At 56.0% G+C, this 13,691-nt stretch carries 13 protein-coding genes; all 13 read right to left on the bottom strand.

All coding sequences use genetic code 11. From position 1 onward, the window contains the following. Positions 1 to 11: 11 nt before the first annotated feature. Positions 12 to 1,511 (bottom strand): protein O-GlcNAcase, encoded by a 1,500-nt coding sequence (locus tag ACTTKG_RS00815; protein WP_442672363.1) that lies wholly within the window; start codon positions 1,509 to 1,511, stop codon positions 12 to 14. Beyond that, the gene (locus ACTTKG_RS00810; protein ID WP_442672362.1) at positions 1,508 to 3,112 is read right to left on the bottom strand and encodes a CTP synthase; all 1,605 of its coding nucleotides are present in this window, start codon (positions 3,110 to 3,112) and stop codon (positions 1,508 to 1,510) included. The genes ACTTKG_RS00815 and ACTTKG_RS00810 overlap by 4 nt, the downstream gene beginning before the upstream one ends. 26 nt (positions 3,113 to 3,138) lie before the next feature. After that, positions 3,139 to 3,465 (bottom strand): DNA-directed RNA polymerase subunit delta, encoded by a 327-nt coding sequence (rpoE, locus tag ACTTKG_RS00805; protein ID WP_442672364.1) that lies wholly within the window; start codon positions 3,463 to 3,465, stop codon positions 3,139 to 3,141. Between the two features lie 32 nt (positions 3,466 to 3,497). Continuing rightward, a complete protein-coding gene (argS, locus tag ACTTKG_RS00800; RefSeq protein ID WP_442672361.1) occupies positions 3,498 to 5,153 on the bottom strand; it encodes an arginine--tRNA ligase in 1,656 nt (551 codons plus the stop codon). 25 nt (positions 5,154 to 5,178) lie between these two features. Then, positions 5,179 to 5,622: a DUF1934 domain-containing protein gene (locus ACTTKG_RS00795; protein WP_442672360.1), complete on the bottom strand. Its 444-nt coding sequence runs from the start codon at positions 5,620 to 5,622 to the stop codon at positions 5,179 to 5,181. A 49-nt stretch (positions 5,623 to 5,671) separates the two neighbouring features. Beyond that, entirely contained in the window at positions 5,672 to 6,154 is a 483-nt protein-coding gene (locus ACTTKG_RS00790; protein WP_442672359.1) for a hypothetical protein, read from the bottom strand. Beyond that, entirely contained in the window at positions 6,147 to 7,283 is a 1,137-nt protein-coding gene (locus tag ACTTKG_RS00785) for a cupin domain-containing protein (RefSeq protein WP_442672358.1), read from the bottom strand. Before ACTTKG_RS00785 ends, ACTTKG_RS00790 begins: the two co-directional genes overlap by 8 nt. Positions 7,284 to 7,362: 79 nt before the next feature. Then, complete coding sequence (locus ACTTKG_RS00780; RefSeq protein WP_442672357.1) at positions 7,363 to 8,313, bottom strand: patatin-like phospholipase family protein; 951 nt, start codon at positions 8,311 to 8,313, stop codon at positions 7,363 to 7,365. Positions 8,314 to 8,328: 15 nt separating this feature from the next. Beyond that, a complete protein-coding gene (locus ACTTKG_RS00775) occupies positions 8,329 to 8,550 on the bottom strand; it encodes a DUF5348 domain-containing protein (RefSeq protein WP_442672356.1) in 222 nt (73 codons plus the stop codon). A gap of 54 nt (positions 8,551 to 8,604) precedes the next feature. After that, positions 8,605 to 10,329, bottom strand: a complete 1,725-nt coding sequence (locus tag ACTTKG_RS00770) for a proline--tRNA ligase (protein ID WP_442672355.1) — start codon at positions 10,327 to 10,329, stop codon at positions 8,605 to 8,607. Positions 10,330 to 10,387: 58 nt separating this feature from the next. Continuing rightward, positions 10,388 to 11,455, bottom strand: coding sequence for a flavodoxin-dependent (E)-4-hydroxy-3-methylbut-2-enyl-diphosphate synthase (ispG, locus tag ACTTKG_RS00765; RefSeq protein WP_442672354.1), 1,068 nt, complete (start codon positions 11,453 to 11,455; stop codon positions 10,388 to 10,390). Between the two features lie 36 nt (positions 11,456 to 11,491). Further along, on the bottom strand, positions 11,492 to 12,529 hold the full coding sequence (gene rseP, locus ACTTKG_RS00760; protein ID WP_442672353.1) for an RIP metalloprotease RseP: 1,038 nt from the start codon (positions 12,527 to 12,529) through the stop codon (positions 11,492 to 11,494). Between the two features lies 1 nt (position 12,530). Continuing rightward, positions 12,531 to 13,688 (bottom strand): 1-deoxy-D-xylulose-5-phosphate reductoisomerase, encoded by a 1,158-nt coding sequence (locus ACTTKG_RS00755; protein ID WP_442672352.1) that lies wholly within the window; start codon positions 13,686 to 13,688, stop codon positions 12,531 to 12,533. Between the last annotated feature and the right edge of the window lie 3 nt (positions 13,689 to 13,691).

The raw sequence follows: 13,691 nt of genomic DNA, 5'->3' as shown, positions 1-13,691 counted from the left end.
CCGCCCTTTTTTTATGGAACGGATCCCGCCCCCGCCGTCGTTCGCTTTGCAAAGTCACGTGACAGAGGGACTCTCCCGATCTCCTTTCCCCTATCATGCCATATTTTCGCTTTTGCAATAAAGTCGGCAAGCACTTGCTCGGAGATGCGCGGCTCATCTTTTTCCTGTCCTGCGGTCGGAATCTCTCGAATTTTTTCGTAAAGCGCCGTCTCCTGTGCGACGCTTCCCTCGCGCCGTACCTTTTCCATCGCCAGTACCGTTTCGCCAGCTTCCGCGTAGCGTGCAAGAAGCTTGATCTGAGGCAGACATTCAGCGGAGATCTCAAGCGGCAATTTTTCCTCCAAATGCTTGGCGGCTTGCTTTAAACGTGCAAACTCGTGCGCAAGAACCTCCGCTTCCTTTTTTGCAGGTTCCCCGTGTTCCGCCTTTCGCCAAAATGCATCCATTTGCGCTTTGAGCGCAGGCGCATCGAGAGCGCCCGTATGCGCCCAATTCTTCTCCATGCGCCGCGAGTGGAGCGCGAACAGCTCCATATCCGCCGCCAGACTGCCGTATTGCGCATAAATCGCCTCGCGCCACGCCGCTTCCGCATCATACGACGACGGCGACGAGAGCCATGCCGCGCCCGTTGCCAAGGCGATACGCGACAGATACGGCTTTTCCATCGGATTCATCAAAAATACGGGCGCACGCTGTGCTGTGACCTCGTCCAACCCCTGTATGGGACCAAGCGCGAGCTTCCCCGGCAGATAGTCCGTCACCGGGTAGTTCCACCAAACACCGAGCGGCCGCCCGTAAAGACGTTGCGCATCCGCCATATCCTCAGCGCTGATGCCCTCAGGCACAACCTCCGCACCCGTGAAGAGTACGATGATGTCCTTATCCAATCGTGCGGCAAATTCGCGCGTATAGGCTTTCGCTCGATTCCCGTCTTTCATATCGCGCAAAAAATACTCTGTCGGCACGACAAGCAGCGGCTTTTCCGTAAGATGACGCGTCAAAACTTCTTCATTCACGCGATTGAGGAAACGTGCCTGCTCTGCGCCGTCCTTATGCTCAATATCGTCGAAAAATACGGCAAACCGACGGACGCCCAGCACATGCACCGATTCCAATTTTCGCATCAGCATCTGAAAATCCGCTTCGCCCGCCCAGCCCGAAAGGCGCAGGTCAATCCCCGGCGATACGGCAAAAACAATCTCGACGCCCGCCGCGCGCGCCTCAGCAGCCAAACGCTTCAATGCGAGCATTTCCTGCAGCGGATACGGCTCGCGCCACTTCTCGCGATGGTACGGATCGTCCTTCGGCGCATAGACATAGAGACTCATGCCGTGCGCCCCCATGAAATGCAGCATCGCACGCCGCTCGGCTTCCGTCCACGGTCTGCCGTAGAAGCCCTCGACGATGCCGCATTCCGCTCTTTGTTCAGCCGCCAAAGCCGCAGTATTTCCCGAAAAAACGGCGGCGCTGGAAAAAAGCGCCGCCAAAAACAGCTGCAAAAGTTTTTTCATTTTACCTCAAGAGCCGCTTTGACGAAATCGCGGAACAACGGATGCGGATGATTCGGACGCGATTTTAGCTCGGGATGAAACTGCGAGCCGACAAACCACGGATGATCCTTGACCTCGACGATCTCAACGAGGCTGTCATCGGGCAGAGTCCCCGCGACGGCAAGACCTGCACGCTCAAGGTCGGCACGAAAATCGTTGTTGAACTCGTAGCGATGACGATGACGCTCACTGATCTCCTTGGCGCCATAAGCTGCGAGACTCTTCGAACCGTCCTTGAGACTGCATGGATAAGCGCCCAGACGCATCGTTCCGCCCTTGTCCTCAACGTCCTTCTGGGAAAGCATGAGATCGATGACGGGATGCTTCGTCTCGTGGTTGAACTCCGTCGAGTGTGCGTCCGTCATGCCGCAGACGTGACGCGCAAACTCAATGACGGCGCACTGCATACCAAGGCAAAGACCGAGGAACGGGATGCCGTTCTCCCGCGCATACTGCACAGCGCGAATCTTGCCCTCAACGCCGCGGTCACCGAAGCCGCCCGGCACAAGTACGCCCTTGCACCCTGCAAATACTTCACTGAGATCGACATCCGCCGCCTCGATCGCCTCCGAATTGACCCAAGCGATCTTGACATCTGTATCGTTCGCAATTCCCGCATGGTGCAGAGCCTCCGTCACCGACATGTAAGCGTCGGGCAGATCTACATACTTGCCGACAATAGCGACCTTGACCTTCTTCGCAGGATGCTTGATCTTAAAGACCATCTTCTCCCACTCTTCCATATTCGCCGGACTGTAGTCCATGTGGAGCTTTTCCAATACGATCTTGTCGAGTCCTTCCTTCGCCATCATTAAAGGCACTTCGTAGATCGTCGGCGCCGTGAGATTTTCAATGACGGCGTTCTTATCCACATCGCAGAAAAGCGCGAGCTTTTCCTTCATATCGCTTGATATCGCCTTTTCTGCACGGCATACGAGAATGTCCGGCTGAATGCCGATGCCGCGCAGCTCTTTGACGCTGTGCTGCGTCGGCTTCGTCTTGAGCTCGCCCGCCGCTGAGATGTACGGCACAAGCGTCACATGGATGTAAAGGACGTCGTAGCGGCCAACCTCTTTCTTGACTTGGCGGATCGCTTCGAGGAAAGGCAGGCTCTCGATATCGCCGACCGTGCCGCCGATCTCTGTGATAACGACATCGGCGCCGTCCGCCGCCGCCACATCATAGACGCGCTGCTTGATCTCGTTCGTGATGTGCGGAATGACCTGCACCGTTTTGCCAAGATAGTCGCCGCGGCGCTCCTTCGTCAGAACATTGTTATATACCTTGCCCGCCGTGATATTGGAATTTTTGGTGAGACTGATGTCGATAAAGCGCTCGTAATGCCCTAGATCGAGATCCGTCTCCGCGCCGTCGTCCGTGACAAAGACCTCGCCGTGCTGGTACGGACTCATCGTTCCGGGATCAATATTGATATAAGGATCAAACTTCTGAATCGTGACTTTGATGCCGCGATTTTTCAAAAGCCGCCCCAAAGAAGCCGCCGTGATACCCTTGCCAAGAGATGAAACGACGCCGCCCGTAACAAAAATATACTTTGCCATGTTTTCCTCCTGATCTTACGAAAGCCTTACTCCTCTTGTATGCCCTCCAATAATTTCTCACGGCGGCGCGAAGTCTTAGAGCCCGCTGCTGCGCCCGCACGCGTGGTATGCGTACGCTTGACTTCCGGCGGATTCCATTCCGTCAAGCCCCATTTCCCCTCGCCCTCGTAGTGAAAGCGGCTGTCCATATTGATCAGCGTATAGACTTCCGATATCGCCTGAGCAAGCGACTGTACAGGCTTGCGCTTCTTGTCGATAACTTCCATGACAAGTTCCTTATAGTACATCGCTTCATTTTTTTCACTCAAAATATCATGAGCCACGTCTGTTTCCGAACGATTCGCGTACTCCATATTTTCCAAAATCATAACCTCCTGCTTCCCCGTCACATCTTCTCCGGCGCGGAAATGCCAAGAATTCCCAGCGCATGGCGCAAAATATTTCCCGCCACCGTGACGAGCGCCAAGCGAGCGCTCGACAACATAGGCTCCACGCCCACGATGCGGCACTTATTGTAAAAGCTGTGAAAAAGCCCCGCCGTATCATAAGCAAAGCGCGCGATGCGATGCGGTGCGCGCTCTTTCGCCGCACGTTCGATCTCTTCCGTGTATTCTTCGATCTTCTTAATGAGTGCGATTTCCGCCTCGTCGACAAGGCGCGAGAAATCCGGCGCATCGTCTGCAGCGATCCCGGCCTCTTTCGCCTGCCGAAAGATGCTGGCGATTCGCGCGTGCGCATACTGAATATAGTAAACGGGATTCTCGTTGGAATGTGACTTCGCAAGATCAAGATCGAAATCGAGCTGGCTGTCCAATGAGCGCATGAGGAAGAAGTAACGCGCCGCATCCGTGCCGACTTCTTCGATAAGCTCTTCGAGCGTCACGCTTTCGCCCGTGCGCTTCGACATCTTCACGAGTTCGCCGCCTCGGTACAGGCTGACCATCTGCAAGAGCAAAACTTCCAAGTGCGTCGGATCGTAGCCAAGCGCCTGCATCGCCGCCTTGACACGGCAGACGTAGCCGTGGTGATCGGCGCCCCATATATTGATGAGATGACCGAAGCCGCGCTCGAACTTGTTTTGATGGTAGGCGATGTCCGCCGCAAGATACGTCGGCACACCATTGTCGCGTATGACGACGCGATCCTTGTCATCGCCATATTCCGTCGAGCGCAGCCACAGAGCGCCGTCTTTATCGTAAGCCTTCCCTTTCTCCTTGAGCGCCTGACAGGCATCATGCACAGCCTGAGGATGCAGCGTACGCTCACTGAACCACTCATCAAACGTCACATTGAACGATACCAGATGTTCCTTCAATCGCCCGAGCTTTTCTCTGAGCGCGATTTCCTTGAAGGCGGCAAGACGCTCTCTTTCCGGCATCGAAAGGTAGCGTTCGCCCTCAGCTTCCACAATGCCTTTTGCCGTATCAATGATATCCGCGCCGTGGTAGCCGTCCTCGGGGAACGGCGCATCCTTTCCCAAAAGCTCCAGATAACGCGCATTGACGGAAGCCGCGAGGTTGTCGATCTGATGCCCTGCGTCATTGATATAGTATTCGCTGTGGACGGAATAGCCCGCCGCACGCAGCAAATTGACGAGCGCACTGCCAACCGCCGCGCCGCGTCCGTGTCCGACGTGCAGAAGCCCTGTCGGGTTTGCGCTCACATACTCGACCATGATGGGCGCCGTATCTTTCTGCGGCAGATGGAAGTACGATTCTCCGCGCTCGTAGATCGCACGCAGCAGATCATAGAGTACATTGCCCTTGAGATAAAAATTGATGAAGCCAGGACCTGCGATCTCCGCATGATCGAGCCAATCGCCTTCGATGCGCACCATGAGCTCTTCAGCAATCTTTCGCGGATTCATGCGAAAAACACGCGCCGACTGCATGGCAAAGTTCGTGGCGAAATCGCCGAATTTCTTCTCCGGCGGCACTTCAAGCAGGATGTCGGCAAGCTCGGCTGATGGAAATACACCGTCAGCGATCGCCCGTTCTGCCGCCTGCCGAATCGCCGCGCCCAACTGTTCTTTGATGTCCAAAAAAATCCTCCTAAATCAAAAAGGCTTAATTCAGCTTCTGCCGTTCCGATATATCCGCCTCAACCTCGATGTGCAGTTCATTTGCCGACTGCCACTCGCCATTGATATGCATATCGTAAGCGACATCAATGCTGCCCGAAACAGATCCGTAAGCGATGTCAAGACGCTGCGTCGCAACGCAGAGATCGAGATCACCGAAGGGCGTCTGATAGCGGCTGCGGCTCTCAGACTGCGGCGAGAAATGCTGCTCTTGCTCCACGGCGCCGCGTCTCGTCAGCGTCAGAGAATCTGATGCGACCTTGAGCATCGTTGACGCCGGCACCCCCTCGGCAAGTGAAGTGTCCTCATAGATGATATAATGCTTGCCATTACGGAAATAATGCTCACCCAGAGCCGTCATCTCTATGCGGCTGACATCTCCCGCTGCATCCGTCTGCTCGCCTGTGACTTTCACGATCACCTTATTCACGCCGTCGCCCCTTTTTTCTGATGGTTGATGAATGAATCTTTCCATGTGGCTAAGATACGACTTTCGCATCCACGGTAATCGTAATATCGTTGTCATGCGCTAAACAGGCGAGTTCATAGCAATCATCAATATACCGCCTTGCAAACCATCGCATCATGCCATAACCCGCCGCTGCGGCGATTCCCTGCCCCAGAAAAGGCACATACTTCGCCGTCGCTTTGCCGAGATAGCGCTTGCCAAAGCTCTTCAAAAGAATCATCACGCCCTCTTTCGTGGCATAATCAAACACCTTCTTCACGAGCGGCACGAGAATGTCGTAGCGACGCAGCTTGCCTTCCGCTTCTTTGGAAAGTCCGAAGCGGCTTCGCATATCCGCCATCATGCGCAGACAAAGCCCCGCGTCAACACCGATGTCAATTCCGGGAATCGGGTTGATCGCGTTCGCCGCCCCCAGGACGGCATACCGTTTGACACTTTTATAGCAATCCTCACGAATCTTCTCCAAAGTCTTTATATGCGCCATTTCAGCCATGAATCTCGCCCCCTGTTTGCGCCGCTGCATTTATCTGCGGCAGCGTCTTTGCCGCTGCTCCGTCCGGCGGATATGACTGCGTTCCGTTCGCCGCCATGCCCGCGTCGCTCGCACCATTGGATACAGTCCCCTGCACGAGCGGCGCATCGGTGTAGCGCTCGATCAGCTCCTTCGCCTGCGGATAGCGCAGCAAAAGCTCCTCACGCTGCCAGACGCGAATCCCCGTCGTCGCCAGAGCGGGAACTGTCATGCAGCTGATGAAACTATAGCCTGTGGGAACGATATTTTCCGCCGCAAAAATCTGTCCCTTGGGAAGCAGAATCATCGGCATCGCCTGCCCCTGTACGCCCAATTCAAAAGTGCGCACCGTACCGTCAGCAAGAAGTATGGTCATCTTCATGCCGCAGCCTTCATGGAAATACCATACCTCATCGCAGTCGAGGGATTGAAACCGCAGACTCTCTGCTCCTGCAAGCAGGAAGTAGCTGCTGCCCGCGGCAGGGCGGCTGACGGCTTCCGCTGTCCAAGTCGGCGAGGTATATATCCAGCTGTAGGCGCCGCTCTTCGGATCGCCTGAAAGCCGAAACTTCTGCATGAGTTCTTTGATGCGCGACGCTGCATTTGGCGTAAGCGCTGCATTTTCGGCTTGTGTTTCTGCCTGTTTGGGCTGTGCTTCCTGTACCGTATGCACTTCCTGCGCAGCTTTCAGCTCCTGTGCCGGCTGTATTTCCTGTGTCGGCTGTATTTCCTGTGTCGGCTGCATCTCTTGCATCGGTTGTGATGGCGCTGCAGCCGCTGCGGCATCCGGCTGCGGTACGGCGGCGGCTGCGCCGCTTTCACTGCTCACGGCGGTTGAAGCTTCCTCCTGTGGTGCAGTCGTCGTCTCCTGCGGCACTGTCCCATGTACAGCGCTCACCGCCGCACCGGCCGCGAGCGCCGCTTCCCATGCAGCCTCATCCATCGCCGTTCCGGCGGCATTCGTACCAGTTCCGGCATTTTGAGCAGCAGGCGGATTCGCAGCGACGGCTTTGCCAGCCGCTTCCATACTTTCAGCAGAAACTGCCGAAGTCCACGACAATGCCGCCAGAACTGCCGCCAAGAACCACTCTGCAGACCTTCCGTATCTCATGCTCAACCCCCTCTACGCAAAAGTATTCCAAACCAGGCATACATGCGGCAGGCGAACCGTAAAAAGGCGCATCTATCCTTCACTTCTCCGTCAAAAGATTCACGATCTCGCCGCGCTTTCTATCCGCTTCCCGATCCTCCGCCCGCTTCGCCTGCTTCAAAAAGTCTCCTTCCTTCGCCTTGACCTCCTTGAGCTTATCGCCGATAGGGCAGCTTACGATCCCCTCTTTCGTAAGCTTTTGAATCAAGTCCACCATATCGCCGTAGCCCTCTTTCATGCGTTTTTCAACAGCGAGACGCGTGAAATCGACGCAGCCCGGTCGGTCGGAAAAATCTGGTCGCGGGAAAAGTTCATAAATCTTCGCATCGGGATAAAGGCTCTTCTGCACAGAACTTCTTTGCGACAAATGAAGCACGAAGATCAGGCGTACGCCAGCTTCATAGACGGGAAGAAGCGGCGAAAGATCCGTAAAACTGCCTTCCCAGAGCACAACGCCGCTCGAAAAACGCAGCTGCGAATAAAGAATCGGCAGCGCGTTCGCCGCTGTCAAAAGAACGCGCCGCATCTTTTCCGGATAGCGAAGGAGATCATAATAGCTCGGCTCGAACTCAGGAAATTTCGTCGTACCGATGAAGATATGCTCAATCGTTTCGCGCACCTTCGAGAGTTCCAAATGCTCGGTCAGAAATTCAGAAAAACTTTTTTCATCAAAAAGACCGTGACCAAAGAGTGCGAGGAACTGCTCAAACGACACGCCGGAAAGCCCGCTTGTCAAAAGAATGTCATAAATTTCCTTGAGCTTCGTGATCGGCACATTCGAAATCTTGAGCTTTGCGGCATTCTGCCACATCGCTTCCGCATGTCCATAGCCGTCGGCCGCAAACATCATGGCGTTCAGGGCGCCAAAAGACGTCCCCGAGACGACGCTCACGGCAGTCTCAAGCTCATAGCTGCGCAGCGCTTTCCATGCGCCCATTTGATAAGCGCTGTTGCCGTTGCCGCCGGCAAAAACTATGCCAATTTTCTCCATGCTTATCGCCTCCGGCTACTTCTTTTCAAAACGCGCCTGGCAGCCGATGCCGTCGCCGTAGCCGACGCCGACGAGAACAGGTTCACCGTTCTTTTCCTCCACCTTTACCTTTTTCCATGCGGCGTTGACGAAAACTTCGATCTCATCGCCCAAAGCAAGCGGCTGCAAATGCTCATTGCCGCCCTCGAAGTAACGTATGACATAGTGATCCTTCTTCCAAAGGATTTCCCCTTCCATGATGTTCCTTCCCCTTTCTCAGCGAGCTGTTCTGCCCCATGCACCTCAGTAAAATCAAAGCTCTTTCAAAATTTCCTGCACCTTTTTCAAATACTCTTCCTGCGTGCAGTCAACACTCTCGCCCGAACGGCGCACCTTAAGCTCGATTTTTCCCTCTTCCAAAGCCTTCGGACCGACCGTAATGCGCAGCGGATAGCCGATAAGGTCCGCGTCTTTGAACTTCACACCCGCACGATCCTTGCGGTCGTCAAGAATAACGTCAATGCCTGCCGAACGAAGCTCCTTATAGATCTTTTCAGCGAGCGTCATTTGCTCGGGCGTCTTTGCGTTGACGGGAACGATGACGACTTCGTACGGCGCAATAGAACGCGGCCATATAATGCCGTGCTCATCATTGTGCTGCTCGATGGCAGCCGCCATCGTCCTGCCGACGCCGATGCCGTAGCAGCCCATGAAGAGCGCCTTTTCCTTGCCATTTTCATCGAGGAACGTCGCGCCGAGCGCCTCGCTGTACTTCGTACCGAGCTTAAAGACCTGCCCCGCCTCAATGCCGCGCGTGATCTTGACGGGCGCTCCGCAGTGCGGGCAAGGATCGTCCGCCGTCATGAGGCGGATGTCTCGGACGATGACGTTTGTAAAGTCGCGCACAGGATTCACGCCCGTATAATGCACATCGACTTCATTCGCACCCGCGATAGCGTTCTTCATGTTCATGACCGTGCTGTCAACGACGATCTTCGTGCCTTTTTTAATGCCGATGGGGCTCATGAAACCCGCAACGCCGCCCGCCGCTTCAATCGCCGCCTCAGCCGCCATACGAAGCTCCGTCGCGCCGACGGTGTTCTGCAGCTTCACATCGTTGACTTCGTGATCGCCGCGCACGAAAGCGAGCACGAGCGCATCATTTTCATCCTGAAAAGCAACCGCCTTGATCGTCCTTTCGAGCGGCGCGTGCAGAAACTCAGCCACAAGCTCGATGGTCTTGCAAGCAGGCGTTGCGGCTTTCTTCAAAGGCAACGGCTCTTCTTCCGGCGTGTCGATGGGAAGAAGCTCCGCCTTTTCCACGTTCGCGGCGTAATCACATGACGTGCAGCAGGCGATCTCCGACTCGCCCGCGGCGGCGAGCACCGTGAACTCGTGCGTATGATTGCCGCCGATCGCGCCCGAATCCGCTTCTACAGGACGGAACTTTAAGCCACAGCGCGTGAATACATTCGTATAGGCGTCGTACATCTTCTTATAGGAAAGATCGGCGCCCGCCTCGTCCTTGTCAAAGGAATAGAGATCCTTCATGATAAATTCGCGGCTGCGCATCAATCCGAAACGCGGGCGAATCTCATCGCGATACTTGTTCTGGATCTGATACAAGAGGAGCGGCAACTGTTTGTAAGAACGCACCTCATCGCGCACAAGCGTCGTAATCATCTCCTCATGCGTCGGACCAAGACAGAACTCGCGACCATGACAGTCCTTCAAGCGAAACATCTCCGAGCCAAAAACACTCCAACGTCCCGACTCCTGCCATATCTCCGCCGGCTGCATGATCGGCATACAAAGCTCCTGTCCGCCCGCCGCGTCCATTTCCTCGCGGATAATCTGCTCGATTTTTCGGATCGTACGCCATGCAAGAGGCAAATATGTATAGACACCGCCCGCTGCCTTGCGGATCATTCCCGCGCGCAGCATGAGCCGATGGCTCGTGATCTCAGCGTCAGACGGCACTTCGCGCAACGTCGGTGCGTATAATTTCGATGTAAGCAATGAAAAGCTCCTCCTCATTTGGGCGCGATGCCCTGCTCTATACCGACAAGCCTACGCTCAAAACAGGCTCGTTTTCTCAATTTTCCTGTTCTGCCAAGATGCTGTCGATTTCACAAAACAGCTCCTCGACGAGATTTTCTTCCTTGACCTGACGCACGACCTCGCCCCTTCGAAAGACAAGTCCTACGCCCTTGCCGCCCGCAATGCCAACGTCGGCGCCGCGCGCTTCGCCCGGACCGTTGACGACACAGCCCATGACTGCGACATGTATCGGCTGCGCGATGCCGCTGAGTCTCTCCTCCACGCGCTCGGCTATCGAAGGAAGGTCGATCGCCGTCCTGCCGCATGTCGGACAGGAGATCAAAGTAGGGCCGAAATCGCGCAGCCCCAAAGCCTTCAAGATCTCACGCGCGACGCGCACCTCGACGACAGGATCGCCCGTCAAAGAAACGCGCAGCGTGTCGCCGATGCCCTCAGCAAGAAGCGCGCCGATACCGACCGCCGACTTGACGATGCCCGAGCGCACCGTACCTGCTTCCGTGATACCGAGATGCAGCGGATAATCGCATCGCTCGCTCATCAATCGATACGCTGCGAGCGTCAGCGGTACGTCGTGCGCCTTGAGGGAAATCTTCATATCATGAAAATCCTGCTCTTCCAAGAGGCGCACATGTTCCAAGGCGGACTCGACGAGAGCCTCCGCCGTGACGCCGCCATGTTTTTCCAAGAGACGCTTATCCAAAGAGCCGGCATTGACACCGATGCGGATCGGTATGCCGTGCGCTTTCGCCGCTTCGGCGACACGACGCACATTTTCCGCACCGCCGATATTGCCGGGATTGAGCCGGAGCGCATCGATGCCCTGCTCGATCGCTTTGAGCGCCAGGCGATAGTCGAAATGGATATCGGCAACGAGCGGCACCTTCGTACGCGCCTTGATCGCACCGATGTTCGCCGCCGCAGCCTTATCGGGCACGGCGATGCGCACGATGTCGCAGCCCGCAGCGGCGAGCGCTTCGATCTGTGCAACCGTCGCCGCCGCATCCTGCGTCTTTGTATTCGTCATCGACTGCACGGAGACGGGCGCACCGCCGCCGACTGCGACCGAGCCAATATGGATTTGCCGTGTGATTTTCCTCTGCATGATCTACCCTTCTTTATCTTCGGCGGCAAAAACCCTTCAACCGCCTACAAAGATGCGCATGATGTCGTTCTTCGTCGCATAGAGCATCAAAAGTACGAGCAGCGATATGCCAAACATCTGCGCATAATGCATCGCCTTGCCGGAAAGCGGCTTGCCGCGCACAGCTTCGACGACAAGCGTCAAAAAGTGACCGCCGTCGAGCGCCGGAATCGGGAACAAGTTGATGATCGCAAGATTGAGACTCAAGAGCGCGGTGAGGCTCAAAAGCGGCACGATGCCGATCTGCGCCGCCTCGCCTGCGATCTGTGCGACGCCGATGGGTCCTGCAAGATCCGCCTGCTGTTCACCCGTGAAGATCTGTCCGAGCATCGAAAGCATCATCATGAGCGTCGTTCCCGTGCGCGTGAAAGCAAGCTCTACGGATTCAAAAAAGCCCGGCATACGCGTCACAGCCGATGCGCTGATGCCGATGAGGGAACGCTTTTCCTGTGCGTTGTAGACAGGAATGACGCTCGTCGTCTGTCGTTCACCCGCACGCTCGTACTCGACGCGCAAAACCTTGCCGCCGGCGTCCTTGATGAGAGATGTAATATCCTGCCACGACGTCACCGGCGTCCCCTCGATAGCTACGATGCGGTCGCCCGCGAGAAGCCCCGCGCCAGCTGCCGGATGCCCCGCCACGACAGTACCAAGCACAGGCTCCGGCGAAGGCGTCGAAACGCCCGCGAAAAAGAAAATGCCGAAAAAAAGAAAAATCGGCAAAATGAGATTCATAAAGGAACCTGCAAGAATCACGATCATTCGCGCAGGTATAGACTTCGCGCAGTAGCCGCGCTCCCCTGCCATATTGCTCGCCGCATCCATGCCTGCGATATCGTTGAAACCGCCCAACGGCAAAGCGCGCAGCGAATACTCCGTCTCACCGCGCTTATACTTGAATATTCTCGGACCGAAGCCGATGGCAAAACGGTCCACGCGCATATCCGTGAGCTTCGCCGCAGCGAAATGTCCAAGTTCATGCACGATAACAAGGATGCCGAATACAAAAACAGCGGCAAAAAGCGTTAAAACCATCTCAACCCCCTATTTGCTGCAAGAAGCCCTGCGCCACGCGGCGAGCTTCCTCATCGACGGCAAAGAGATCATCAAGCGTCGGCGCCTTCCGTACACCGCATTTTTCCATCGTATTCTCGATGATCGCATAAATATCAAGGAAGCGAATCCTGCCTCTGAGAAACGCTGCGACAGCAACTTCATTCGCAGCATTCAAGACGCATGGCATCGTACCGCCTGCGCGCCCCGCCTCATACGCGAGAGGAAGACCGCGAAACGTCTCCCTGTCGGGTTTTTCAAAAGAAAGTTCGGCGATCTTAGAAAAATCAAGCCGCTCGAAATTCGACGGCTGACGCGTCGGATACGTCAGGGCGTACTGAATCGGCAGACGCATGTCGGCAGGACCGATCTGCGCCATAACGGCGCCGTCCGTGAAGCCGACCATCGAATGAATGATGCTCTCGGGATGCACGACGACTTCAATCGCATCGTAAGATACATCATAGAGCCAATGCGCCTCAATGACCTCAAGCCCCTTATTGACGAGCGTCGCCGAATCAATCGTGATCTTCTGTCCCATCTGCCACGTCGGATGGGCAAGGCACTCCTTGACCGTCGCTTTTTTGAGCGCATCGCGCGTCTTGCCGCGGAAAGGCCCGCCAGAAGCCGTGAGGATGATACGCTCGACGCACCGCGCCTTCTCGCCCTGCAAACACTGAAAAAGCGCTGAATGCTCGCTGTCGACCGGCAGGATCGCCGCGCCGACCTCGCGCGCTTTCGCCATCACAAGCTCACCCGCGACGACAAGCGTTTCCTTGTTCGCGAGCGCGATGTCCTTCTTCGCATCGAGCGCCTTCATCGTCGGTGCAAGACCAGCAAATCCCATCATGCTCGTGACAACAATATCGACGGACGGATATGCCGCCGCCGCGACGAAAGCCTCGCGTCCCCCCTCGATGCGCGTCCTGCCAACGTACCGCGCCTTGAGCCTTGCCGCCGCCTCATCATCGGCGAGCACGGCAAGCTCAGGAGAAAGCGCCCGGATCTGCTCTTCGATCAGCGCATCGTTCGCGTTCGCCGCAAGCACGGACACAGAAAAAAGTTCCGGGTGCGCGAGAGCCACATCGACCGTCTGACGACCGATCGAACCGGTCGAACCCAAAATCGCAAGTTTCTTCATATC

This window comes from Selenomonas sp., assembly GCF_052169755.1.
In the GTDB taxonomy this organism is placed as follows: domain Bacteria; phylum Bacillota; class Negativicutes; order Selenomonadales; family Selenomonadaceae; genus Selenomonas.
Note: the sequence above shows the minus strand (reverse complement) of the source record. Positions and strands in the feature narration are given on the sequence as shown.

Bases quoted from the DNA above. Each gene is read 5' to 3' on its own strand.
- ispG (WP_442672354.1), bottom strand. From the start codon at position 11,455: ATGCAGAGGAAAATCACACGGCAAATCCATATTGGCTCGGTCGCAGTC.
- ACTTKG_RS00790 (WP_442672359.1), bottom strand. From the start codon at position 6,154: ATGGCTGAAATGGCGCATATAAAGACTTTGGAGAAGATTCGTGAGGAT.
- ACTTKG_RS00755 (WP_442672352.1), bottom strand. From the start codon at position 13,688: ATGAAGAAACTTGCGATTTTGGGTTCGACCGGTTCGATCGGTCGTCAG.
- ACTTKG_RS00810 (WP_442672362.1), bottom strand. From the start codon at position 3,112: ATGGCAAAGTATATTTTTGTTACGGGCGGCGTCGTTTCATCTCTTGGC.
- ACTTKG_RS00780 (WP_442672357.1), bottom strand. From the start codon at position 8,313: ATGGAGAAAATTGGCATAGTTTTTGCCGGCGGCAACGGCAACAGCGCT.
- ACTTKG_RS00785 (WP_442672358.1), bottom strand. From the start codon at position 7,283: ATGAGATACGGAAGGTCTGCAGAGTGGTTCTTGGCGGCAGTTCTGGCG.
- rpoE (WP_442672364.1), bottom strand. From the start codon at position 3,465: ATGGAGTACGCGAATCGTTCGGAAACAGACGTGGCTCATGATATTTTG.
- ACTTKG_RS00775 (WP_442672356.1), bottom strand. From the start codon at position 8,550: ATGGAAGGGGAAATCCTTTGGAAGAAGGATCACTATGTCATACGTTAC.
- rseP (WP_442672353.1), bottom strand. From the start codon at position 12,529: ATGGTTTTAACGCTTTTTGCCGCTGTTTTTGTATTCGGCATCCTTGTT.
- ACTTKG_RS00815 (WP_442672363.1), bottom strand. From the start codon at position 1,511: ATGAAAAAACTTTTGCAGCTGTTTTTGGCGGCGCTTTTTTCCAGCGCC.
- ACTTKG_RS00770 (WP_442672355.1), bottom strand. From the start codon at position 10,329: ATGAGGAGGAGCTTTTCATTGCTTACATCGAAATTATACGCACCGACG.